This window comes from Novipirellula aureliae, from assembly GCF_007860185.1.
Lineage (GTDB): Bacteria > Planctomycetota > Planctomycetia > Pirellulales > Pirellulaceae > Novipirellula_A > Novipirellula_A aureliae.
Map to the genome: position 1 here is coordinate 126899 of NZ_SJPY01000004.1, position 24581 is coordinate 151479.

Consider the following 24581-nt stretch of genomic DNA (forward strand, 5'->3'; position numbering starts at 1 on the left):
TTTTGGACAACTCTCGCTAATCGACACCAAGTTTCGTAGAAAAATCGTGCTCGTCCTGTAGGAAAAATGGTACTCGTACTCCTGCTCGGATGCCCAAGACCCGGATGCCTAAGACCCTTCGAGTACGAGTACCACCGGAGCGAGTACCACCGGAGCGATACCACCGGAGCGAGTACCACCGGAGACTGAGTGCGAGTACGACAATGCAGCCTTTCAGACGTTTGGCAGCGATGGTTGATGTCATTTACCGAGAAACGTCGACGATTGCGCCCCGAAATTGAATGCTTCGAGCCTGATACGATAGTTAGTATCGGTAATTCAAACACTGGTGTCAGGCGAAGACGAAGAACAGGGCACGACGAAAATGATTTTTCAAGGGGTTAACAAGAAACAATGACTGCAATTCTTAGTAAACTACAAAAGACGGCTCCCTCGACACCTGCTTCCAATGCTATGACCTTCACGTATTCCCCCGGATCGACTCCATTGCCTCGATACACGATTCGTCGTGGGATCGGGATTGGCGGGTTTGGTGAAGTCTATTTCGCGATCAGCGAAGCGGGCAAAGAGGTCGCATTAAAACGGATCCAGCGAAATCTGGACGTTGAGCTGCGTGGCGTGTCTCATTGCCTGAACCTAAAACATCCCAACCTGGTTTCTCTGTTTGACATCTGTCGTGATGCAAATGAGGAGTCCTGGGTTGTGATGGAGTACGTCGCGGGCAAAAATTTGCGGCAAGTGCTCGATGAATCGCCGACCGGCTTGACTGAAAGTGAAGCGAGACGTTGGTTTGCTGCGATTGCTGCTGGGGTTCATCACTTGCATGCCGCTGGTTTGGTTCACCGCGACTTGAAGCCTGGGAACGTTTTCGATGATCTGGGGATCGTCAAGGTTGGCGATTATGGGCTAAGCAAGTTTATCTCGTCCTCGCATCGTGCCGGGCATACCGAAAGCGTTGGTACGTTTCACTACATGGCACCCGAGATCGGGCGTGGTGAATACGGCCGTGAAATCGATATCTATGCTCTCGGCATCATGCTCTACGAAGTGCTGACTGGCATGGTCCCGTTTGATGGGGAAAGCAGTCATGAAATCATCATCAAGCACATGACGGCAGAACCCAATTTGACGTTGGTCGGCGAGCCCTATCGGTCGGTGATTGCCAAGTGTCTGGAGAAAGACCCTCAAAAACGTTTTCGCAGCACGGTGGATTTAACCGATGCTCTCGGCATGAGCCGACCAGATAACCCGGTATTGTCTGGCAGTCCGGGTTTGCCAGGCTCGCGAGTAGATGAGCCGCCTGCCGACTCGGCAAATTCACCGTACGAAGAACCGATCATGGCTTCGTTATCATCGGCGAACTCAAACCCGCGTTCCTATCCTTCTCCGCTTGCGAATCACCCACCGAGCAGGGCTCACGAGAGTACTTCGGATTTGCAGCGATGGTGGCGTTCGCTCGATCAATCGCCTGGTGCCAAGTTCTTTTTGGTCTTGGGTATCGTGTTGGTCACGATGACAGCCGGTCTGTGGCCGCTATTGATGTTGGCCGCGATCGTGTACGTGCCCTACTATGTGGTTCGTCAAATGGTACCGCAGGTGAATCAGCAGCCCCGTTATGCAGGAGCATCGTCGTTGCAATCAAATGCGGCCTGCGCCCAGTCGTCTGGCCGAATTCCTGCGACGACGCGTCCGCTCAGCAAGTCCGAGTGGCGAAGTCAATGCCGAAAGGAGTTGTGTGCCAAACCGAGGATTCATCGAGTCGCCGAACTGAGTACTTCTTGGATGACCGCTTGCTTGACGACGTTTGTCCTAGCTGTGGTTGCGGGGGTGATCGGGCTTGGCAGCGGGCCGACTGATGCGGCTGCGGTTGCTCCTTATGCCGCCATGGCGATGATCGTGTTGGTGTCTTCATTGGCAATGCTCTGGCTGGGCAAGTATTGGGAACGAGACGAAGGTGAAAGTTTGCCGCGGCGATTGGTGCTGGCAGGAGTCGGTGTGTTTGTCGGAGCGTTCGCCTACGCTGTCACACAGTTCTTAATGCTTCCACTTGACTACGGTTTAACCCGAGAGATCGACTCGACCACACTTCCGCAAGCTCTTTATCTAGGCAACAAAATCCCACGCGCCTCGGCTTTGATGACTCACTTTGCCCTGTTGTTTGCTGCCCTTCGCTGGTGGAAACCGGTGGACCCGCTACGTCGTCGACGACTTAGTTTGTGGAGCGTTGCGGTGGCCGTGGTGAGCGAATGGGCCGTTCATCAAATCTTGCCGATTCCTCAACCCGCTGGGATGCTAATCGCCGGTGGCATCGCAATCGCCGTGCAAATGTCCTCGCCATGGTTGAATCCACGTCCGAAAACAATCCTGCGGAAAACTTCATTGGCCACCGCCGCCGCAGCGATGTTTGTCCTGTCCACGGCATCGATGACCGTTCACGCCACTGAAGTGTCCACTGAAGCCGCAGAAGTAGAGGTCGCAGACGTGGAATCCGCAGACGTAGAATCCACAAAAGTAGAAGCCACAAAAGTAGAAGCCGTAGAAGTAGAGGTCGCAAAAGTAGAAGCCGTAGAAGTAGAGGTCGCTGAAACGCAGGCCAAGTCGACCGAGTTGTCTGTCGTTCCCCTCGACCAAACGGTCTACCCGAGTGACCGACCCGATTGGATCGATCGTCTTGCCGATGACGAAAATCCAACCGCCGAGGAGGATTACACGGTGGTTGTCACCTCATTGCCGTCGGAAACGCGTGAAGAGAGTGCGGCAGGGCTGCAGTTGATGAAGCGAGCGGCTGTGCTCAACACGATCAAGAGTTTTGTTCCACGAGGCCGAGGTATCAAATCGGATTTGCTTGATGACGATTGGATTGACCACTGGTTGGTTCAGCGAACCTACGAGGGCGAAGTTACCAAAGGCGACATGGTGCTGCACGAGCATGCAGCGGAGCTCGTTTTTGATAAAGAGGCTCGCGACGAAATTCGCGAGTTGTGGAAGCGAGTGCAGCTGCGAAACCGTTTGGGATTCTTAGGTCTGGCAGGCTTCGGCGGGTTCTGTTTGCTCGTGATGAGTTCCGTCGCGACGGGTTTTCTAAGCCGTCGATTGTCGCTCCGCTCTCCGAGTGGAGAGTGTTTTCGTACGGAAGGTGAAAGTTGAGCAAAGTCAATCGGTGGATGCTGCTCGGAACGTTGAGCGATCTTACAGCCCCTCGGCTGGGAAAGGCTCACTGGCAATTCCACGGTCGACGGCCCAGACATTGCGAAATAGCACCTCGTTGTTGTGGTCTTGGAGAAGGGTTGGAAGCAACGTCGGTGATTCCTCTTTGCCATGTCCGGTTTGCTGGGGCAATTCAACGTCGTCTTGCACTTTCACCCCATTGACCCAGCTGGTAATTCGGGCGCCTCGTAGTTTCGAACCGTCGGCCGCCCAACGCGGAGCGGTAAACTGGATGTCATAGGTCTGCCAAACCAAGGGTGGCAGGCACATGTTGATGTCCGGTTTTCGGAACCGGTAAATTGCACCCAAACCGTCAAAGACAGAGGGTGTGGCAAAGGAATCGAGTATCTGGCATTCATACCGACTTTGGAGGTAAATGCCGCTATTACCACGCCTCTGACCATTCTCCTTAGGCATATAGGGCAAGCGAAATTCGAGGTGTAGATTGAAATCCTGAAGCATCGGCTTGATGGTTGCCCCTTGCTTCAAGAGTCCATCCTCCGTCATCTTCGCAGCGGTAAACTGGTCCGTTGAAGTTCCATCGAAAAGCACGATTGCATCTTTGGGCGGTGCGGCACCCAGCGTCGGGCTTTGCCGATTCACTCGAGCCAGATTGCCGATTCGAGCTCCCTTTCGATCAAGAACGATGCAACCATCCTTTTCGGCGATGATCACAAACGGGCCTCCCGATAGAGTGACAAACCCGTCACTTCGGAGTCCGACCAATTGAACGGGTTTGCCTTGTTGTGCCGGTTGTCCCGGCAGCCCACCGGTGTACTGGATCGCCTCAAGGCTGTTGTCTCCAAATACTCGTATTTGCAGCCCAATTTGTTGTGCCTTTTCGCCCTTGGGATGAATCTTGCCAGCGAATTCACCCATCAGAGGGAAGCTTGGTCCATACTGTGCTGCCTCATCGGATCCTGCCTCATCGGCTCCTGCCTCATCCTCAACTTTAGCCGTGTCCTCAGCAGCTTTGTCTATACTTGGAGCATCGTTTGTGGTTGATCCCGCTTCGGCCGCCGGAACCGCTTTGGTCGCGTTTTCTTGGGCGAACAAGCGAGGGCTTCCTGGATTGGGAATCAATAACAAAGCAGCGGCAGCTAGAAGGGTACGTGTCGATCTCATGGGGCATCGTCAAAAGAAGGGTGGGAAGGTGGAAAGGCGTCGAGGTTATCCAATAGCTTAATTCAAACAAGGCGAGCGGACAACGAACAAGGTGATGCCTGACGCAAAATAGTATAATTGCTCCGAAGGCCCTTGGCGATTGATTCAAATGTCTGTATTTGTTTCTCGAATGGGATTGCCTTGATCCTCTCGCTACAATTTTCGGTGACAACTAGCGACTACCCAGTGAAATGACTTTTATCTAAATAAGATGGCTCTCGGATTTTGCTGAGCCAAAAAGGCTAACAAGCTAACGATGACCGATTTGGACCAACCTGACGACGAAGGCACGAACGCCCAAGGCGGAGCCACGCAATTGGGGTTTGCCCATGCCGCGGTGAAGGTAAAAACGTTTCCACAAGTACCAGGTGTCTATCTGATGAAAGATGATGCTCAGCGGGTAATCTATGTGGGGAAAGCGAAGAATCTTCGCAGTCGTGCGGGCAGCTACTTTCTAAAAACTGCCGCCGAGGATCCGCGGACATCGTCTTGGATCGGCGAAATTGCGGACATCGAATTTGTCGAGTGCGATACCGAAGTCGATGCTTTGCTGATGGAATCGCGGTTAATCAAAGACATCCAACCGAAGCACAATAAGGATCTGAAAGACGATAAAACCTTCCCCTATCTGATGATTACGACTCGCGAGGAATTTCCTCGTGTCGAGGTCACACGTGAACCACGCGACAAAGGGGTCAAGTTATACGGTCCGTTTCCGAGTGCTGGTTCGCTACGAGGAGCGATCCAGGTATTGCAGCGGATCTTTAAATTTCGCACTTGTACGCTTGATATCAGTGAATCGGATGAACGTTGGAAATGGTTTCGTCCCTGCTTATTGGCTAGCATCAACCAGTGTACGGCGCCCTGCAATTTCCGTATTAGTAAAGAAGACTATCGCCGTGACATTCGGCGATTGCAAACGTTCTTGGAGGGAGGTAAGAAACGGCTGCTCAAGGAGATGCAGGATGAAATGATGGCCGCCAGTAAATCGCTTGATTTCGAACGGGCGGCGGTATTGCGCGACGAGATCAAGATGCTTGAGAAATTAGAAGATCGTGGGGAACTCGACACGCACGTTCAACCGGAGGTTTTTTATGTCGATCCACAGAAAGGGGTCGCGGGTCTCCGCAAAGTCTTAGGGTTGTCAAAGTTGCCGCGGGTGATTGAGGGGATGGATATCGCGCATCTCGGTGGCGGCGAGACGGTTGCCAGTTTGGTTCAGTTTATCGACGGACTACCATTCAAGCCTGGCTATCGGCGGTTTCGGATTCAAGATGTCGATGGGATTGACGATTTCCGTAGTCTGTACGAGGTCGTTTCGCGGCGGTTTCGGCGGTTGTCAGACGAGGGCGATTCGTTTCCTGATATTTTATTGATCGATGGTGGGAAAGGGCAGTTGAATGCGGCAATGGCGGCATTCCGGGATCAAGAAATCACGCCACCTACCGTTATTTCACTGGCAAAACGCGATGAAGAAATCTTTCGGCCGGGTGAGTCGGAACCGATTCGGCTTAGTAAAACAGCGTATGCACTTCGCTTATTGCAATACGTCCGCGATGAGTCACATCGCTTTGCCCAGCATTATCATCATCTTCTGCGATCCAAATCGACGTTCGATCGCTAGGAATGGTGTATTCCATCGCCCTAAGCGTCGGCTCAACTTACTGCCTAGGAGATCGCTCCTTTCCTTACCCCAAGGCGATAATTTGACTACAATAGAACCGTCCGTTTACTGACTAACTTACCATGCCACTTGGAGGCACTTTATTTAATCGTGCGAGAACAACACCAACTTCGAGATGATTCGCCGGAGCGAAGCATCTTGGCTCGACTGATTCTGCCTGACCAAACGGTCGAGACGGATCCGCTTGAGGAACTGCATGGATTGGCGGTCACCGCCGGGACCGAAGTGGTCGATGAATTGATTCAAAGACGCTCTCACCCTGAATCTTCTACTTTTTTGGGCAAAGGAAAAGTCGAAGAGCTTCGCTTGATGGTCGAACGGCACGATGCGGATATGGTGATCTTTGACAACGTCTTGTCGCCTGCACAGATTCGCAACCTCGAACGGGCTACCAAAGCGAAGGTGCTTGACCGCACCGAAGTGATTTTGGACATCTTTGCTGCGGGGGCACGGACCTATGAATCGCGTTTAGCGATTGAACTTGCCCAGCTTGAGTATTCGATGCCACGGTTAAAACGTATGTGGACTCACTTGTCACGCCAAGCGATGGGCGTTGGGATGCGTGGTCCAGGTGAAAAGCAATTGGAAGTTGACCGCCGCTTGGCTCAAAAAAGAATCTTTGATTTGAAGCAGGAACTTGGCAAGATCGAGCGACGTCGCGAACAACAGGTTTCAGCACGCAAAGAAGCCCCGACGGTTTCCTTGGTCGGTTATACGAACGCCGGGAAAAGTACGCTGATGAACGCGTTGACCGAAGCCAACGTCTTCGCAAAAGACAAGTTATTTGCAACGCTCGATACGCGAACTCGTCGCTGGCAATTGCCCGGGTGGGGCGTTGTCCTGCTGAGCGATACCGTTGGTTTCATTCGTGACTTGCCCCACTCGTTGGTTGCCAGTTTTAAATCGACCCTTGAAGAAACTCGCCAAGCGGACCTGCTCTTGCACGTAGCCGACGCCAGTAGTCCGGTGGTGTTTGATCAGATCACTGCGGTCTACAACGTCTTGAAAGAGTTGGGGATTGAAGAGAAGAACACGCTTTTGGTGCTCAATAAAATCGATGCGATTCAAAGTGCCGCCGTGCTCACTCGCGTGCTAGACCGCTATCCAAATGCGATCCCGGTAAGTGCAATAAGTAAAAAGGGATTGGTCCAATTACAAGAGGCGGTAGGCGAAGCTCTAGGTCGCGAATTTTACGACATTGAAGTGGACGTGCATCCTGGCGATGGGAAATTGCTGTCCTATCTCGAGGCAAAGGGCGAGGTTTTGTCGCGTGAGTATGGCGATGAAACGACAACGTTCCATCTGCGAATACCTGCGGGTGCGATGGGGCCGGTTCATCGCGACGCAGTGGAGATCCGTCCGTTGCCCGGTTCCTACCATGCTCTCCAGCGTTCAGCAGATCATTCGGAAGCCGACGTCGAAACCGAGAGCGAGTTCGATCCAACCAGCGAAGTAGCCTAAGAATATGCGTTGGAAAGCAAAGGATGCGGTTGCGATTGTTACCGGCGCAAGCAGTGGGATTGGGAGATGTTTGTGCCAGCGACTGCTCGATCGAGGATGCAATGTGGTGGGCGTGGCGCGTCGTAAAGATCGATTGCTTACGCTCGAAAAACAACATCAAGAAACAGGCGATCCGAATAACACGTCGCAGTTCGTGCCTCTCGTCGGTGATATAACCGACTCAGCCGTTCGTGAGAAAATTGTATCGGCGGCGAGCGAGATCCATGATGGCCGAGTCGATTTGCTCGTCAATAACGCCGGCATCGGAGCGATTGGGCCGTTCGCCGATTCCTCTCCCGATCGGCTTCGTCGAATCATGGAGGTTAACTTCTTTGCACCTGCGGAACTGATTCGTTTGACGGTGCCATTGCTGCGTCGTGGAAATCATTCGGTGATCTGCAATATCAGTAGTGTCCTTGGTCACTGCGCCGTGCCCGATAAGAGCGAGTATTGTGCAAGCAAGTTTGCGATGCATGGGCTAAGTGATTCCCTTAGGGCGGAATTGGCCGCCGATGGGATCCAGGTAACCCTGGTGAGTCCTAGTACGACCGAGAGCGAGTTTTTTGATTCGCTTATTGATACCGAAGAGGGCCAGACATCAAAGAGTGTTGGAAGTTGGACACCCGACCGTGTAGCCAGAGCAACGTTATCAGCGATCGAACATCGCCGCAGCGAAGTCATTTGCAGCCTCGGAGGCAAAGCACTCGTTTACGCCGACCGCTTGTCACCCCCTCTCATGAATCGCATCTTGTCGAAGTGACAAACGCGCGGATGAAAAACTTCATGGTCCATTCAGCCGTCCTTAATAGAAACCGAGTGTTCAGACCGTATCAATGGCCTTCGACCGTTACCTGACGCTAACCTACAAGGCACCTCATTCAATGCGTTACCTTTTTCTATTTTCCATCGCTTGTTTACTCGGAACGATGCTGCCGGCGATAGTGATGGCCCAAACGAATGAAGTCGTTTATCTCGACGGTGAAGTGAGCGAATGGCAACCGTCAGACGTGCTCGCAAACGATCCGGCCGGAGATACGGAAGGGATCATCGATTTGGCTGCTGTGTCAGTACGGATGAATGGCTGCGTGATGTTTGTTCGGCTGAAAACTCATGAACCCGTTGGGTTGCAATCTGGTAGACCCGAAGAGGGAACGCTGCGAATGATTGTCAAAATGCCAACAGCTCGGAAATTGACGATCGATTTCCGCAATCGTTCAGCCACCCTTTCGGGATCGGATTCTGAATCCACATTAGCGTGGGCCGATTTGGATTTTGTCTGTCTGCCAACCTTTGCATCGAATGACTTTGAAATGCGCATCGATCTTGGTAGGTTAGGCGTCGAACCAAACGATGAATTAACGATAGGCTTTGATGGTTCCGATTCTCTTGATGGTATCCTTTCTATTTCGGTGCCCCAGAGAGCGATGGCGACGACTCGAGAGCCATTCATCGCCGAACGCTCACCGGGATGCATTCGAATTGCCAGTATGAACACGTTGCATCAAGGCACTTGTGACCCAGAACGGTCGGCATCGATTCGTCGACTGTTCGTGTTTGCAAACGCGGATGTCTATTGTTTCAACGAGGAATGGGACGAGTCCGGATTCCGCCAAGGAGCTCCGGGCGTCATCCCCAACGCTAGTCAAGATACGAGTTATCACTGGCAAAACGGATGCGGGATTGCAACCAAATTTGAGCTTACACCGATTCCCCTGTCGCTCTATCGCGGTGCCGCAGCACTCATTCAATTTCCGAACGGCGAGCGAATTGTGGTGATATCAATCCACTTCGATTGCTGTGGATCGAGTGGCAGTAAAGAGGATCGGCTTCGAGTTTATGAGGCTGAGCATGTGCTTGCTCAAATAGCCAGAATACGAACCGGTGAATTTGGCGAGCAGGCAAAGGACGCAGGAGTCGTGCTGCTTGGCGACTACAACTTGGTTGGCTCGCGAAAACCACTGGACATTCTCAACCAGGGTGGCTTGCAGGACATCATGCTCCGTTCGCCCGTCGATGGTTCGGCGGTGACCTGGCGAGCCATTTCGCCACGTGAATCGTTTTGGCCGGGACGACTTGACTACGTCACGGTAGACACCTCGCGATTGCAAACCGTTGGCGGTTTCCTCATTCATTCAGACGAGTTTTCGTCAGTTGATCAAAACGCAGCAAACATGGTGACGGCTAGCGACCATGCGATGATGGTGGTTGATTTAGAAGAAGGCTAATCTTTGGCCCAATACACGGAACTGACTACGGGTAAATGATCCGAATAACCGGTTTCATGAAACGAATTGCCTGAGAACGAGCGACTCGGCCTGGGGATGGCGTCGCCGAGTGGATCGTACAGTTGGTTGGGTGTTAAAACGACAGGCCGAGTCGATCCCAAAACCCAAGAGACTCCGTTGGGAATGAGCATTCCCGGCGAAACAAAGATTTGGTCGAGTGTTTCCCATTGATTGTTGTAAACGTAGGTTCCAGGGGGATTGATTGATTCCAAGGCAAACATCGTATTGAAGAGGGTCCCGCCACGGATCTCGTTTAGATCTGTGGTCGCTCCTAAAGCAGTGCGAATCGATTCGTCTTCGGGATGATCATTGAAATCGCCCATCGCGATGATGTCAGCCAAAGCATCTACATTCAACAACTCGTCGATGCGTTTTCGCAGCGTGATGCCGGCGGCGATTCGGAACGAAGCTTCGTGACTACGCGCGGGCCAATGGTTGACAAAAACAGTCAAATCTTGTCCGTTTCGGGTGAACGTTGCTTCGACAATGTCTCGTGTCGTTCCAGCGTCGACGAAATGAAACTTTGAATCTTTCAAGTCAACAACGTCTGAATCATAAATGATTGCACAATCAATGCCGCGACCGCTCGGCGAATCCTGATGCACGATTTTGTAGTTCCGGCCGATCGACGTTAAAGTTTCAATGAGATGCTCCAAAACGACAGAATTCTCAACCTCGGATAGGCCTAGTATGTCAGGGCCTTGATGGTCGTCCATTCGAGCGATGATCGTAGCAAGATTTTTTAGTTTGATCTGATATCGGTCCTGTGTCCATTTCTTCGGTCCTGTCGAGGTGAACTCCTCATCCCCTTCGACGTTTGGATCATCCTCGGTATCAAACAAGTTTTCGACGTTCCAAAAAGCGACCCCCAGTTTTGGCTTGGCGTGCTTCAATTGCTGTAGGTCGCGAAGTCCACGGTTGAGTGGCTTCATCCATTCACCGTAGGCCGGATTGGGCAACACAATCCAATTCCTTCCCCATTGAGATCGAGCTTGGTCCACGGCGAGCTTTCGATGTTCAATTGCCGCCGTTGTCTCCGCAATTGTTGAATCGTTGTTCAGCAGCGGCGTCTTGAACAATTCGTCGAAATCTCTCAGGTTGTCACCGATGTTCAAGAGAACTTCAAAGCCATCTTGAATTACCTCAGCTCGACGTTCGGTTTTGTCGCTCGTTGTGGTACTCAGTTTCAATTCTCGGTCGTCCTTGATTGGAATTCCCAACCGGTCGAGTGTTCGTTTCGTCTGTTCGCGAAAGCAGTCGTTGCGATTACTGATAAAGAACACCGTCACGCCGAGCGAGCGGGCAGCGAGAATGAACTCCTTTGCAGCTGGAATTAGTTCGACTTCGTTGCCCCCTTGTTGTTCCCACTGATCGAACAGTCGTTGGTCATACGCAAGTCCTGATTGAAAGAGATGCGTCTGAAAACCAGCGTTATCGATGACGGTCTCGTCCAGATCCATCACCACCGCCAGCTTGTCAGTTTGGGTGTTTTTCGACTTGAGTTGTTGACGCAAACGTTGAGAGGCACATTGATAAGCCTGAATACAAGCGGCGCGATATTCCGCGGAGGTTTGCATAAAGAGATTTGCATTCAAACCCCTCTGAACCTGCTGTTCCAATTTGAACCCAGGCGATCGTACGGCATTTGCCACCGATTGCGCGTAGCAGGGGGTGATCAGACCGAGAGCGACAAACGCAAACGGGAAGAATGCGAACGGCTTCCTGAAACTGATTTCGAGGAGCCGACTTGTGTAGACCAACAACATAAATTTCTCCAGACATTAGGCTTGCAAAGGCATGATTATCGCTTGTTCCTTTTTGCAAGCGCGCAGTATGGATTAATATATTGTTAAATTCCTACGCCCGGTTTCATTTCGATGTCACCGCTACGTCACTTCGACGGAAAAGCTTTCAAACGGACTGCTGTGTATTGCGAAGTTGGAATCATGTTAGACACCCATAGTTGCGACGATCGCCTCTTTGGAACTTCGTGAATATTTTATGTGGTATAGATGGAGACGTCATGGTTTCGAGTGTTTGACCAGTCTCTGTGACCCCTACTCAATCAATTGGGTTTTTTAAGCATGCTCGCAGTCAGTACGAATTCAGAAGTTTTCTTTGTGGGCCGGAGCGAAGTCCGATCGTCGGCATTCAAGATCTGGCGAATCGACATATTGCGGGACAATGAACGGGCGAGCATCTATGCCAAGGTTTGCAGAATTCCCAACGGAGACGAACGGTCTCGAGTGGGCAGTTTGCGACAGCTTTCCTAGATAGATGTGAGCGAGTTCGAGTACCGTGAAAACTAATCGCGATCCAACTTGCCAATTGGGTTGCATTGGCCGTTGAAATTTAGATCATTCTTGATCGCACAATAAGCTGAAACTTGGCTTCCCGGCTCTGCGATCTAGAAGCTTCAAGTCACCATGATCCATCAAAATCAAATGGACACGGGAATCGAACCGGATCGTCATGGCGGGCTCTTCTTGTCATTGAACGATTGTTCTTCCCGGGGTATTCATCAACCGAAGAGAGATAGACTTTGGCCACGTCTTATACGGAAATGATAGGGGAATGCCATTAAATTTGGCCAATATGAATTTTACTTGAACTCCATGAAGTTTTCTTTAGCGTTGTAGGTTTCGAGCCGCTTTGATGGTATCGATGTGGTACGATCCCGACGAAAGTTTCGCTACTCGGTCGTAGCGATTGTCTGTTGTCTCGACTAAAGAAAGAGATCCTGAAAAATGCGTGTTTGTTTAAGTCTCGCGTTTGCCGCGTTGTGCACACTGCCAACGTTCGGTGCAAACCTAATCATTTCCGAAGTGGTGGATGGCACCTTATCGGGAGGGCTCCCCAAGTTCGTCGAATTGACCAACACGGGAACCACAGCGATCGATTTGTCGCTGTACAGTATTGGCAACCAAAATAATTCCAATACCGAATTGGGAGCGGGCTCGTTGGCTCTAACCGGAACGCTTGCCGCAAGCGATTCGTACGTGATCAGTTATGAGTACAGCGATGAACTTGGGGACGGAACGTTCTTTACGACCTACGGCTTCGACCCCGACTTCTTTGATACCGGGGCGTTCATTAACGGCGATGATCGAATCGTTCTGTTCGAAGGATTGGCTGACGGCACCGACCCGGTCGACGGAACCGGTGCAACCATCGTCGACATCTATGGATACGATGGTGTCGACGGCAGTGGCGAAACATGGGAATACACCGACGGTTATGCCATTCGGAACGCGAGTGTAACGACTAGCAGCGGCATCTTTACCGAATCCGAATGGACATTCGGCGGAGTGGACTCACTTGAGGGCGCAGACGACGCGGCTAAGATCGCACTCCTCTTGGCTAATACGACCCCAGGAACCCATGTCACTTCGCCCGTCCCAGCTCCGAGCTCTCTGATGGGATTGGCTTCGCTCGGTCTGATTGGCCTAAACCGGCTTCGACGTCGTGGCCGCAAAGCAATGCGATAGGTAGACGTAAGTAAGGGATGATTTGAACGCGTGTGGCAGTGCTTCTGCCCCACGCGATTTCTTTATCGACTCACCCCCCCTTAACTCAACCCTCTTGTGATGGGACATCATGAAAATCAACCATCTAAGTCAAAATGCTCAGAAATGCTTGCGGATCAATATCGGTGAAGATGCGGGACGAGAAGTAGCGGACTTACTAACCGAACTGATCAGCGAAGTCGAGCGACTTCGTCATTCGAAAGTAAATGTAACCCAAATCGTACCGGACGAATATTTCGACAATCTCAATCGCGGACTCGGGCGAGAACCGCTCCAACCACGATAGAGATGGGTTGGTTGGATTCCAAGCTTTTGGCGATTCAAGAGTCTCGCCAATCGGCTAAAGCATGGACTCCAACCATTTTATTCATTATTGATCGATTGAAAAATGGCTAAGGGATCGTCGACATTGGGCAACCATTCCCCGAGCCGGACTTTTTCGGCACGAAAGGGCTCAACCAACTTTTCGATGTCTTCAGGCAAGGGCAACCAATGAAGTGGAGTGTGAGCGCCTTCGTACTCGGAGGGACGAAGCCCCACAATCGCACACGCTTTTTCAAAGGGCATGCCGTGAATTCGCATGAAAGCCTCGACTTCCGTCGACTTTTCTCTCATTGCTGACGCGATGTCTAACTCAAGTTCTTCATCCATCGTTCATTCATCTTGCTGGTTCGAGAACAGAACTGGCATCCACATGGACGCGTTTCTCTTCTTCTTTCATGGCACCAAGCTTAATCAGCCCAATCGAAGGAATGATGAAGTTCAACGAAGAATTCAATGAGTTGCCAAACAAGAATCCCAAGACTACCGATTTGATTTGACATCCAAGTCGATTTCTTGTTCGCCCGGTTTGACTTCGATCGAAAAGGGGGTAGCCGAAGGGTCCATGTATATCGGTGAGACTCGCGGTGCGGGCGGCGGACCACTGCCGCGGTAATTCTCCGATGCAAGATCCTCGATCGTCACTCGATGCCAGCCAGCCGCGGCTCCCTCTTCCCTTCCGCTGCCCGTATAGACGAGCCGATAGTGTCCTTGGTCGTCCGTCGTGGCCCGCGACATCTTGGCATCCGTCCCTTTCAGCGAGTCTGGCATGAACGATACGAGAACGCCGTCAAGCGGCTTTCCGTTTTTCGTCACCACCCCTGTGACGACACCTTTGGCGGGCTCGCTGCTACAACCGAAAACGGCTATCGAACAGCAGGCGATGACAAGCAACCCGGATATCGATTTTAAGTGAAACATTGTTGTAACCTATCAGTGAAAACAAGAATCGAGTTACTCTTCGTATTGGATGACTTCGTTCCCGTGCTTGGTACTCAGGGCGCGGAACAAAACCATGTTGACACTCTCGGTAAGGAATCGGACACTGCCATCGGAAAACGCAAAGTTGGCACCGCCCGAGTGCCCGCTTCCATAAGCCGACATACGGAAATTCACCGACGAATAATTTTGACCATCACTTTCGGATGTCATGTAGTTAATGGGAACACGCGTGCTTCCAAACAAATGAGTCGTTCCGTTACCACCGCCGGTCCATCCCCATGCCGACCATTTATGGATTGGGTAGCGGCTGAACTTAGTAGGGCTGTCGTACAGTTGGTTATCGAAAATTGGGTCGTAGTGGAACCGTTCACCAAACAGTAGCGTTTGGCTCGTACCATCGATGATGGAAGCAAATTTTGAAGGCGGTTCACCATCGCGGAGAAATCGCTGGAACGTTTCCGGCTGAGAGTCTTCACCGGTCATGGAAAAGACGCCATCGGACTGCATGTCAGCGTCTCGAAAGTAGGTGGAATGCGTGCCTCCGTTTGCGATGTAGCTGGTCTGGCCGAAAAAACCGGTTGAGTATCCCATCACCGAATAATCGAGTTCGATTGGCCTACCGTTCTCGGTAATGTCCGACGGGCACAAAAACGTGCTTACCATTTGCGCCGAAGCTGCATCCGTCGATTTCGAGCGAATATCGGCAGGATCACGAGTGTTTTGGACCGCCGCTTCAAAGGTTTCGGACCAATCCCACATTTCATGAATACTTTGCGCTTCGATGAACGGCAAGATGTAGGCGAAAACGCTGTTTCCATACCAATTGATGGGTGCACCTGTTTTTGTGTTCTTGTGGACAAATGTCGTCAAGCCTGGCGGAAGATGCTTGTAGGTGCTTTCAAAATTGTGGGTTGCCAAGGCAATCTGCTTCATGTTGTTTTGGCATTGCATCCGCCGGGCGGCTTCACGAGCTGATTGAACGGCTGGCAATAATAGGCCGACTAACACGCCGATGATCGCGATGACCACCAGCAATTCGACCAACGTAAACGCTTTGCGCTTCATTTTTTTATCTCCACTAAATATCAATTGAGTTTTTATCGACACTTTTGCGAACGTCCTGTTTCAATACGGTGCGTTGAGGTGTTGATTTGCAAATCATGTCTGATGGTTACTTTTGGTGATTTATAGGCGAGAACGCTGCACAAACAAGGCTTAACCAGGCAACTACATTCAAACTTCATCGTTTGAAAGAAGTCTTCAAGTTTTGCTCTTCGAGCCTTCCGTTCTGCCTACTTCATTCATGCCTATGCTTAAACAATGACGATGAAAGTCGGGGTGACATTACAAAGTTGTAACGTGGCATCCCTGACCCATCAGCGACTGAACTTGAGGCCGAAGATCATTCAGAAACTTGGTTGATGATGGCACGCTAGCGAAAACGAGCAAGCTGATTTCACGAAACCTTAACAAGCTTCTTTAAACGTTTATTTTCGACGATTGCAGTATGGTGATATTCGCAATTCTTGTGTCCGGAATCAATGAGTACGGAACCGCCAAGCCGCTTCCGGTCGTGTACCAAGAAGGCTCGAAATCTGAGTCGATAAAGAGGTTACAAGCCCGCAGCGATATCACCGGAACGGTCGCCAAGACGGCTGTCGAAAACACTCACAAACGGGCTGTGCCCGAAAAGGCGGACTTCCGTTGAGTTGATCGATTCACTTCGTTCAAACCTAGCTGTTTGCAGTGACTAGATTCTGAGTCGATTTTGTGCTAACGCCTAAGTTGTGGAGAGAAAGAAGGTGTGCGTACAGTAGTTCGAGCATGCCGTTGCGAGACAACTTTTCGAGTTTGTCACCCGGAAGTGTCTTCAGTTTCTCGCGATCCACAATAAAGAAACCGGTCAGACGAGTTTCTGTGCCTTCGGGTGAGGTTAATTTCGCCTGCTTCGCATCCAAAAGGTCGAGTTCTCGCAATTGACTGCAAAAGAGTTCTGTCATTTGCGAACTGCGTTGAAAGTCTTGATTGAACTGAACCAATTGATTCAGAAACTCGGTGCGCTCGCCGTTCTCGTCAAACAGATTCTCTCCGGATCCATCCCGATTGCAGCCACCCCAACTCTCATCAATACAGAGCGTGAAATTGTTCGCAGTACCCGCATTCGCGAATACGAATGGGTAACGTCGTAAGAACGCTGGAATGTATCTGGCGGTCCATTCACCATCGTTGGACAGATGCAAGTCTTCACCTTCTCGAACGCTGAGAATCGCCATCGGGGCGACATCATTTCCATTGCCTGTCGGAGCGAACACGACAGCGTACTCACGTGCGGCCTGCGGGATTTCAGCGGCAACGATTGGCACGGTGCGTACGCCCCGAGCGAACTCGTATCCAAAACTGGTATCCACGCCTAGCGATCCGTGCCGCTCCTTCGATACCGGTACGACTTGGTCATAGATCATCTGTTGCTTCGTCATATCTAATCTTCGTATTGATTGGAGGAACTAGTTGAAAGAACGCGAATTTGAATTGGTGTTCCTTGAATCGATTCAACGCCTTTTCCGTCGTTTAGCGGCGACGCCCCACACAAAGAGGCTCAGCAAACCACTGAGGGCAGTTGGTTCGGGGACGACATGTGCGGTTCCGTAAAAGTCCAGATTCAAGTCGACGCCTTCGGGACCGGTAACTGCGAGTTCCACCGAGCGGATGGAACGGAAGTCGAAGCCGCTTGTCTGTGTGAAATCGGCGAATTCGAACAGCTCGGTTCCAGACGACAAATTCGATCGTGTCAGTGTTGCTGTTCGGCTAGATGTATCGACTAGGCGAAAGGTCAACTCGGCGGTTTGATCGACACTGATCAAGCTAGCCGCCAACAAGTTGTCGACACCACCATTGGTCAAGTCTGTATTGAGAGATGACGTTCCGATGCCATCCCACAGCACACGGCTGGTGCTTTTCACGCCGGCACCATTATTGACGTTGAGAACACCACCCAAGATAGGCAGGACGTTCACACTCGCTTGCAATCCTGGGTTCTGAGTAACCTCAAAAAACATCTCGCGTTCCAAGCCAAGAATACTCGGATCGGTACGCGCCGAATAGGTCGTTCGGGTCGGCGAGGCCGTCAAATAATCGAGACTGTTGATTTGGGGAGTCGGATCATCGAAGCTATCGATGACGGTACCGACGACAATCGGCGCAGCCGTCGCGGATTGGGGGTAAATCGCGGCGAACGTTGGATACAGAGCGAGCAATACAAGGAGACGCATTATAGTTTATTACAGGAAGTTATAAAAAGATTGAAAGGGACGATTTCACCATGGCTCGAACAATGCAACGACGCTCCGGGCGAACCGGCGTCCTGGCATCGCAGCCAGGACACGAGCCGGGGGGGGCGTCCGGTGCGGAGGATAACCGCTCGAACTCTCCAGTCGTGTATCGAGGTCTAACTGTCTAAGGACTGAAGCTTTCGAAACGTTGTAAACGAATACACTTGTTTCTTGGCAATAACGTGCGTTAGGACAGTCAACACTTCGAGCGAATTTCCATGAAAGCATTCTTGGGCCTAGGTACACGCCGCGTTGACTCGGCCAGTCTTTCTGCGTCGTAAAACCAGCGAAGACAATACCAGCATGGGAAACAGGCAACAAACCGATGGTTCCGGGACAGCACTCGAAACCACTGTGATGGTTCCGGTGAAGTCGCCCGCCGCGAGTTGGCTTCCCCCACCAAAGTATCCAAAGATTGGGTTTTGACCCGTTAAACTATCGGTGTTGAGCGTGAGATCAATCGATTGGCCCGCCGTCAAACCAGAAGTGTCAACGGTGAACCGGAACAGCTCGCTTCCGTCCAGTGTGACGAAGTTCTCGTTGGTGGCAAAGAGTGTCCAATCGGCACCTACCAAGCCTGCCGTAGGTCCAGCCCCCAAACCTGCACCATCACCCAAGAATGGATCGAAAGCAGGACTCTGACCGAAAACGCCCAACGTGTTATTCACGTTGGTGATGAAAGCCGGGACATTTCCAGCAAACGCTTCCATGGGATCATTGCCAACCGCAATGAATGTTGCAAAAGACGTGACCTGATCGCCACCATCGGCGAACACGATGACATCAGCACTCGTCGTCCCTTCCGTAATCTGAATGTCGGAAAGGGTAAGTACAGCTTCGGCATTGGCGTCTTTGATGACAAACAACGCTACAATCATCGAGCAAGTTAGGATAAGAAACTTCATACGATTCTCCAAGGTTTTTGTTAATCAATTAAACATGATTTAGGCGATGCACAAACACAGTGCTGCTTGTGACTGGTTTATCTGACATAGGTCATAGCTTCAAGCGAAAGATTCTCGATTCGACCGAACTTATCCCTTTCTTCATCGAGACCAAACAAAACATCTGCTAAAGATTCATTTACAAGATGATCGACAGCTTGGGGAGAAATCATCTTCAACGCACTGATAAAGTTTGTTGGATTTGCACGAGCGATATCGGAGTCGAGGGAATTCACAAAACGGTCCTTGTTGATGTCATAAACATCATCGACCAGAGCAGCGTTTAGGAAGTTCCTTGGATTGGCGCGAATCGTATCCGCGTCCAACGCATTGACGAATGCACTGCCGGTGTCATTCAAAGAATCACCGACCGCGTTACCCCAATAGTGGGTGTCCGCCGCAGCGAGTCCAGTGTTGGCATTGTTGAGCACCGTGACTTGAAGCCATTCTTTTTCAATCGCGTTGTCGGCCCACTTAATGACAACTCGATCGGAACCACCCTCACCGCCACCCACAATGTGAGTCACACTGGTGGGCGCCGTTGCTAGGGCCCACGTTGATGGGGTGTTGCTATTTCCGACTCGGAACTCAAAGTCGTTCACGGTCAAGGTGCCAGCCGGATTGTCGATATCCACCATGATGCCGTTAATGCCGCGGTTATATGCGGTATAGTTGTCACGCGTTGCGGTTTGCCCCTGTAGGAGAGCCGATTTTCCGGTGTCGATCGCAGCATCGTCATTTGGGCCATCGTTGTTGGCTCCGTTGCCGTCGAAGAACGACTTGTCGTAGAAAATGTGGCGACTGACGATTGCGGAAGAAGGAGCTACGACACTTATGTTTACATCAAAGTCGCCCGTTGCGGAGGTTGACCCGCCTCCAAAAAGACCAAACGTTGGCGGCTGGCCTGTGATCATTTCCGTATCGAGTGATGCCGAAATGGATTGCCCGGCATTCAAGCCGGATGTGTCAACCGTAAAGCGAAAAAGCTCGCTTCCATCGAGCGTTACATAGTTCGTCGCGGTCTCGAAAAGTGACCAACTAGGATCCACGGCGGTAGATGATGGCGTGGTTAGCGGATCGCCAAAAAAGATATATGGATCAAAGGCTGATGATAAGCCAAAGACTCCACTTGAACTGTCAATTCCCGTCACCATCCAAGAGTCAGTACCACCAAACACTGGGCCGCCGTCCCCGGCCTGTACGAAGGTAACGAATGACGTAACTTGTTGGCCACCATCTGCATAAACTACGACATCGACCGACGTGGTGCCCTCCGTGATCACCACATCAGGTATGGACAGAATCGCTTCGGAATCATTGTCAAGGATATTGGCGTAAACGTTAGCGAGTTGCACGTCTTGATAAAAAGGATCCGCAGTGGTTATTGAGAATGCGATCTGTCCGCTATGAAAACCCTCACTCAAAGAATCATCATATGCAAGTACGGTGACTTCGGTTGGAGTCAATGCATTTAGACCGTCGAATACGCGTTCAACTGCCACACCGACGCCATTTCCGAGATCCAATTGACTATTGGGAGTGATGGTGACAGTCACGACCGAACTAGGGATTGTATCCAACCCAACAGTGAAATGATCAACCGTCCCACCTTCGGTGACATCGGTACTCCCTCCAGATTGAACGATCGAAATCCCCGCAATGTCGTTATCCGTTATGTTGACGATAATGTCATCGACGACCAAGTTGTTAAAGCCAATGTCATTGCTGGTCGTTGAAACCGTAACGATGCCTCCATGAGTTGATTCTGCGACACCGTCATCGTTGGCGTTCACCGCGATGCTGATTCCGGTCAGTGCGTTGATACTGCTAAATGTTTGTTGGACGGAGACACCGGGACCACTGCCTAGGTCAAGTTGACTATCCGGTGTAAGCGTCACGACCACGTCGTCGCTAGGTTCGGTGTCAAAGGCGATCGTAAAATTGTCACCCATGCCACCTTCGCTCACATCGGTGCTGCCGCCCGATTCGGTCACGATCAAGTTGGCGACAACCACTGCGGGGGCGTTTCCTGGTGATCCAACGTCTGAGCTTGAAAACGGAAAACCGTTGGCTTGGACAGCATCGTCGCTACCAAACACCGACCGCGCCCAATTTGTCCCAACATTGTTGTCTGCTCGGATGTCGGTTAAGAAGAGACTCGCTCCGTCGGGATCATCACTCGGCCAAGATCCCTCGTCATCAAAGTTGACTTCGTCTTCTAAGAATCCGAATTGATTCTTGAGCTGCAACAACTCGTTGATTGGCGACGGATCGTTGTCCAAATCACTCCATTCGACCGGGATCACGAGGGCCGAAGCGGGGATGTTCCAGGTACTTCGAAAACCGGCCGGCGTGGTGATCGGTGTGTCGACGCCATCGAAGAGAATGGCGGTCTGGCCGGGCTGCAATAGCGTCGATGATGGGATCACCCCCCAGTCGCCGTCTTCATCCGACAATCTCCATCCGCTGATGTCTTGCGTGGCGGTTCCCGCATTGACAAGTTCGACCCACTCAGTCGAAAACGCACCCTCGCTGCCGGCCGGGTTGTACATGATCTCACTGATCACGATCGATGGCGGCGGCAGCGGTTCGTCGTCCAAAACGGTGACGCTGATGTCATCAATGGATAGCGATGCGTAGCTAGGATCGGAAGTGCTGATGGTATGTTCGACCAAGCCTGCATGGATACCTTCGGCAAACAAATCGTCGAAGGCCGCGACCGTGATGATCTGCGGCGACATTGCACTGCCACCCGCGAAGGTCAATTGAATCGGCGCTCCCGGACCGCTCCCTAAATCCAAGTCATCACTCGGATCCATTGTGACGAGGACATCGTCGGTTGGGACCGATGTGAGTGCGATTGAATAGGAGTCCGTCGCTCCAGTTTCGGCAACTTCTAACGCATCGCTATTCAAGATTGAAAGACCGATTGGCCTCGGCAGATTGTAGGCATTCGGCGTCGGCGTGGTCGCGACAAAGGATTGGGTTTTCCTAGCTAAACCGCCGTCCGGTATCCGCGAGATCGACTGGGTGTTCTGGGCTCCGTTTTGGTTCTCGTTGATCTGAGGTGAACCGGGTAACAGCAGCGATAACAAACCTGCATCATCGGCATCGTCCGTGTCATAGACAACGGCATCGACTAGGTTGGCCGTTGTCACGGAAGCACCGATTGGAAACTGCGAGACATTTGCGTCGTAGAGTGCTACTGCATCCGCACCGTCAGACAATAAGCCGCTTGCGAACGTCAGATGGATGTTTGGCACTCCGGCATCCCCCATAACGAAGAAGCCGTTGGCATCCGTCGTGTAACCATCTAAATCAAGTGTCGAGTACACCGAGTCGGTCGCGCCATCGATGAGCACGAGAGTTTTGCCCGTCAAAGGCGTGTTGCCGATTCCTCCATCAAAAAGTTCAATGAACTCGCGGTTGTTGGTCGTTGCGGCATCCACTTCGTTTATCAGAATCGTTGGTGATTCGTTGTCCACAATGATGACATCAACATTCTTGTTTGAAAGCGTGTTGTAGTTGGCATCCGAACTGTTGAACGAATGAGTGATACCGCGAGCCAGGTTACCGGTACTGACAAGATCATCGACTGCTTTGACCATCACCGTTTGTGGAAGGAAAGCGGTTTGTGGTGTGAACACCATTTGTGTTGCCACCCCGGGTCCTTGCCCTAGATCGATCTCGGCGGTTGGCGTGACGGTCACAGTGACGTCGTCGGCGGGGGTTGTGTTCAGCGCAACCGAGTAGGAGTCAAAGTAGCTGTTTTCTGCAACGATGGTGCTGCCATTGGACTCACTGATCGTAACACCGACCGGAACGGTTTGGAATTCGTAATCGACGACCACGGGGATGTGATCGCTGGCGTTTCGCAGTGCATCCAAGACGTTCGCTGCGGCACCGGTCCCGGTCAGTCCACCATTGAGACTATGGGTACCGTTATTACCAAAGGCACGGTAGGTGCCGGGGATGTAGTCGAGCCCACCCGAAACGAATAACTCGCCACTGGCAAATTGCAAGTCAAAGCGATCGTCCATGCCCCCGAAACCGCTGCGAGGATCTTGAGTATGAATACTCTTGAAAGCGTTATTGTTAGTCCAATTGCCGGGCGAATTGATCGGGTCAAGCACCTGCCCCGCACCGCTGGCGGTCAAGTTGGTGTAGGCTCCTTCGAAACTGTTTTTCATATTGAAGTCGCCGACGATCAAGACGTTCTCGCCTTCTCCAAGCGCATCGGCGTTGGCTCGTAATTGACTTGCTTCTAACGCTCGCGTGCTTGAGTCACCGCCGCCGGAGTCGGCTTTCAAGTGGGTTGAATAGATATAGAAGTCAGCATCGTTGGCGGTCGCATCGAGCGGTTGGAAGTGTCCACGAAGCGGTGGCCGAGTGAACGAACCCGAGACGTTTTGTGTGCCCAGTAATTGCAAGGTGGCCGTGTTGTAAACAAAGCCGTAACTCAGTCCCGAATAGCTGGGGGACAGGACGAAAGAGTAGTTGTCGGTATAGAGCGAATCAAGAATACTCTCAATCCGGTTGATCGACGTGTTATTGGTTTCCTGCAGAACCAACAAGTCGACGGGCTGTGTGATGCTGGCTTTGGTTTCGTTGCCAATCGCCTCCAAAATGGTACGAAAGTAAGCGTCCTCGCTGGCATTGTCAGGACCGTGCAAAACGTTGTAGCTGGCGACTCGCATCGCGGCGAGTAGTCGGCGGTCTTCGAGTGATTCAAACAGCGCGGCACGTCGGAAATCACGCGAAGATGTTTTCCGATTACGGCGACCTGTCGATCGGTCGGTGTTGAAGAATCTCTCAAGAATGGCAAACATGAAGGGCTCTAGGGAAAGTTCTACGTTGGGGGCTAACCGTTCGCCGCACCTCGGTCGTTATGTAGTGAACGTGAGATGTGGCGGACGACTAGTACGAACGGTATTTTGAAAACTGGAAAACGCTCGCTGGGGGCGTGCCCCGCAGCGAGCCGTTTTGATAATCAACATTGGGTCAAAGTCAGTGACGCTTAGGCGTTTCTGCGACGACGGCGAATGGCTGCACCACAACCAACCAATCCGAGCGACGCCAAACCAGCCAAGCTGGTTGGCGATGGGACGGGGGCCACGCTGATCGTTCCCGTAAAATCTCCGGTCGCCAAACTGGATCCACCTCCGAACAGGCCAAAAATCGGGTTTTGTCCGGTCAAGCTCTCTGTGTCAAGCGTAACATTGAGCGAGTCGCCAGCCATTAAACCAGAAGTATCAACGGTGAAACGAAACAGCTCGCTGCCGTTCAGTGTGACGGAGTTGGCATTGGTAGCAAATAGTGTCCAATCTGCACCTACCAAGCCTGCCGTAGGCCCAGCCGCTAAACCTCCACCATCACCCAAGAATGGGTCAAAAGCAGGGCTCTGACCGAAGATGCCTTGGCTGTTGTCCACATTGGTGATGAACGCATTGACGTTTCCGGCAAACGCTGCAGCCGGATCGTCACCAACCGCAATAAACGTTGCGAACGACGTAACTTGATCACCACCACTTCCGTATACGATCATATCGACGCTGGTAGTTCCTTCCGTGATGTTTACATCACCGACATTCAATACCGCGGCGTGTGCTGGAACGACCAACACCGCGAGGGCAATCGCGAAACTGTACACAAATCTCATTTCAACATTCTCCAAATAC

18 protein-coding genes are annotated in these 24581 nt (G+C 51.7%); 8 read left to right on the forward strand and 10 right to left on the reverse strand.

What is annotated here, in order from left to right:
* The first annotated feature begins 393 nt into the window (after nt 1–393).
* On the forward strand, nt 394–3147 hold the full coding sequence (locus Q31b_RS12870; RefSeq protein ID WP_197171462.1) for a serine/threonine-protein kinase: 2754 nt from the start codon (nt 394–396) through the stop codon (nt 3145–3147).
* A 42-nt stretch (nt 3148–3189) separates the two neighbouring features.
* Here Q31b_RS12870 and Q31b_RS12875 read toward each other — a convergent pair whose 3' ends face one another.
* A complete protein-coding gene (locus Q31b_RS12875; protein ID WP_146600105.1) occupies nt 3190–4332 on the reverse strand; it encodes a 3-keto-disaccharide hydrolase in 1143 nt (380 codons plus the stop codon).
* Nucleotides 4333–4627: 295 nt separating this feature from the next.
* Between Q31b_RS12875 and Q31b_RS12880 the strand changes: the two genes are divergently transcribed.
* From Q31b_RS12880 to Q31b_RS12895, 4 genes are all read left to right on the forward strand, one after another.
* Nucleotides 4628–5995 carry an excinuclease ABC subunit UvrC gene (locus tag Q31b_RS12880; protein WP_146600106.1) on the forward strand — a complete coding sequence of 456 codons (1368 nt, stop codon included), beginning with the start codon at nt 4628–4630 and terminating at the stop codon, nt 5993–5995.
* A 150-nt stretch (nt 5996–6145) separates the two neighbouring features.
* Nucleotides 6146–7516 carry a GTPase HflX gene (gene hflX, locus Q31b_RS12885; RefSeq protein ID WP_146600107.1) on the forward strand — a complete coding sequence of 457 codons (1371 nt, stop codon included), beginning with the start codon at nt 6146–6148 and terminating at the stop codon, nt 7514–7516.
* 4 nt (nt 7517–7520) lie between these two features.
* A complete protein-coding gene (locus Q31b_RS12890; RefSeq protein WP_146600108.1) occupies nt 7521–8315 on the forward strand; it encodes an SDR family NAD(P)-dependent oxidoreductase in 795 nt (264 codons plus the stop codon).
* A gap of 73 nt (nt 8316–8388) precedes the next feature.
* The gene (locus Q31b_RS12895; RefSeq protein WP_146600109.1) at nt 8389–9780 is read left to right on the forward strand and encodes an endonuclease/exonuclease/phosphatase family protein; all 1392 of its coding nucleotides are present in this window, start codon (nt 8389–8391) and stop codon (nt 9778–9780) included.
* On the opposite strand, the gene Q31b_RS12900 is transcribed toward Q31b_RS12895, so the two are convergent.
* Nucleotides 9777–11606: an endonuclease/exonuclease/phosphatase family protein gene (locus tag Q31b_RS12900; RefSeq protein ID WP_146600110.1), complete on the reverse strand. Its 1830-nt coding sequence runs from the start codon at nt 11604–11606 to the stop codon at nt 9777–9779. The two genes, Q31b_RS12895 and Q31b_RS12900, sit on opposite strands and share 4 nt — an antisense overlap.
* A gap of 981 nt (nt 11607–12587) precedes the next feature.
* On the opposite strand from Q31b_RS12900, the gene Q31b_RS12905 reads away from it, so the two are divergent.
* Together Q31b_RS12905 and Q31b_RS12910 are read left to right on the forward strand one after the other, a co-directional pair.
* A complete protein-coding gene (locus Q31b_RS12905; protein ID WP_146600111.1) occupies nt 12588–13328 on the forward strand; it encodes a lamin tail domain-containing protein in 741 nt (246 codons plus the stop codon).
* 109 nt (nt 13329–13437) lie between these two features.
* On the forward strand, nt 13438–13653 hold the full coding sequence (locus tag Q31b_RS12910; RefSeq protein WP_146600112.1) for a hypothetical protein: 216 nt from the start codon (nt 13438–13440) through the stop codon (nt 13651–13653).
* A 77-nt stretch (nt 13654–13730) separates the two neighbouring features.
* On the opposite strand, the gene Q31b_RS12915 is transcribed toward Q31b_RS12910, so the two are convergent.
* The 3 genes from Q31b_RS12915 to Q31b_RS12925 form a co-directional block, all read right to left on the reverse strand.
* Complete coding sequence (locus Q31b_RS12915; protein WP_146600113.1) at nt 13731–14018, reverse strand: hypothetical protein; 288 nt, start codon at nt 14016–14018, stop codon at nt 13731–13733.
* Nucleotides 14019–14171: 153 nt separating this feature from the next.
* Nucleotides 14172–14609, reverse strand: coding sequence for a carboxypeptidase-like regulatory domain-containing protein (locus Q31b_RS12920; protein ID WP_231617540.1), 438 nt, complete (start codon nt 14607–14609; stop codon nt 14172–14174).
* A 33-nt stretch (nt 14610–14642) separates the two neighbouring features.
* Nucleotides 14643–15695 (reverse strand): DUF1559 family PulG-like putative transporter, encoded by a 1053-nt coding sequence (locus Q31b_RS12925; protein ID WP_146600114.1) that lies wholly within the window; start codon nt 15693–15695, stop codon nt 14643–14645.
* Between the two features lie 442 nt (nt 15696–16137).
* Here Q31b_RS12925 and Q31b_RS12930 point away from each other — a divergent pair, with 442 nt between their 5' ends.
* A complete protein-coding gene (locus Q31b_RS12930; RefSeq protein ID WP_146600115.1) occupies nt 16138–16338 on the forward strand; it encodes a hypothetical protein in 201 nt (66 codons plus the stop codon).
* Between the two features lie 25 nt (nt 16339–16363).
* Here the strand turns inward: Q31b_RS12930 and Q31b_RS12935 are convergent, their stop codons facing one another.
* From Q31b_RS12935 to Q31b_RS12955, 5 genes are all read right to left on the reverse strand, one after another.
* On the reverse strand, nt 16364–17107 hold the full coding sequence (locus tag Q31b_RS12935) for a SapC family protein (RefSeq protein ID WP_146600116.1): 744 nt from the start codon (nt 17105–17107) through the stop codon (nt 16364–16366).
* A gap of 72 nt (nt 17108–17179) precedes the next feature.
* Nucleotides 17180–17899, reverse strand: coding sequence for a PEP-CTERM sorting domain-containing protein (locus tag Q31b_RS12940; RefSeq protein WP_146600117.1), 720 nt, complete (start codon nt 17897–17899; stop codon nt 17180–17182).
* A gap of 296 nt (nt 17900–18195) precedes the next feature.
* Nucleotides 18196–18864 (reverse strand): hypothetical protein, encoded by a 669-nt coding sequence (locus Q31b_RS12945; RefSeq protein ID WP_146600118.1) that lies wholly within the window; start codon nt 18862–18864, stop codon nt 18196–18198.
* A gap of 77 nt (nt 18865–18941) precedes the next feature.
* The gene (locus tag Q31b_RS12950) at nt 18942–23732 is read right to left on the reverse strand and encodes a lamin tail domain-containing protein (protein ID WP_146600119.1); all 4791 of its coding nucleotides are present in this window, start codon (nt 23730–23732) and stop codon (nt 18942–18944) included.
* Nucleotides 23733–23920: 188 nt separating this feature from the next.
* Nucleotides 23921–24562, reverse strand: coding sequence for a hypothetical protein (locus tag Q31b_RS12955; protein WP_146600120.1), 642 nt, complete (start codon nt 24560–24562; stop codon nt 23921–23923).
* Between the last annotated feature and the right edge of the window lie 19 nt (nt 24563–24581).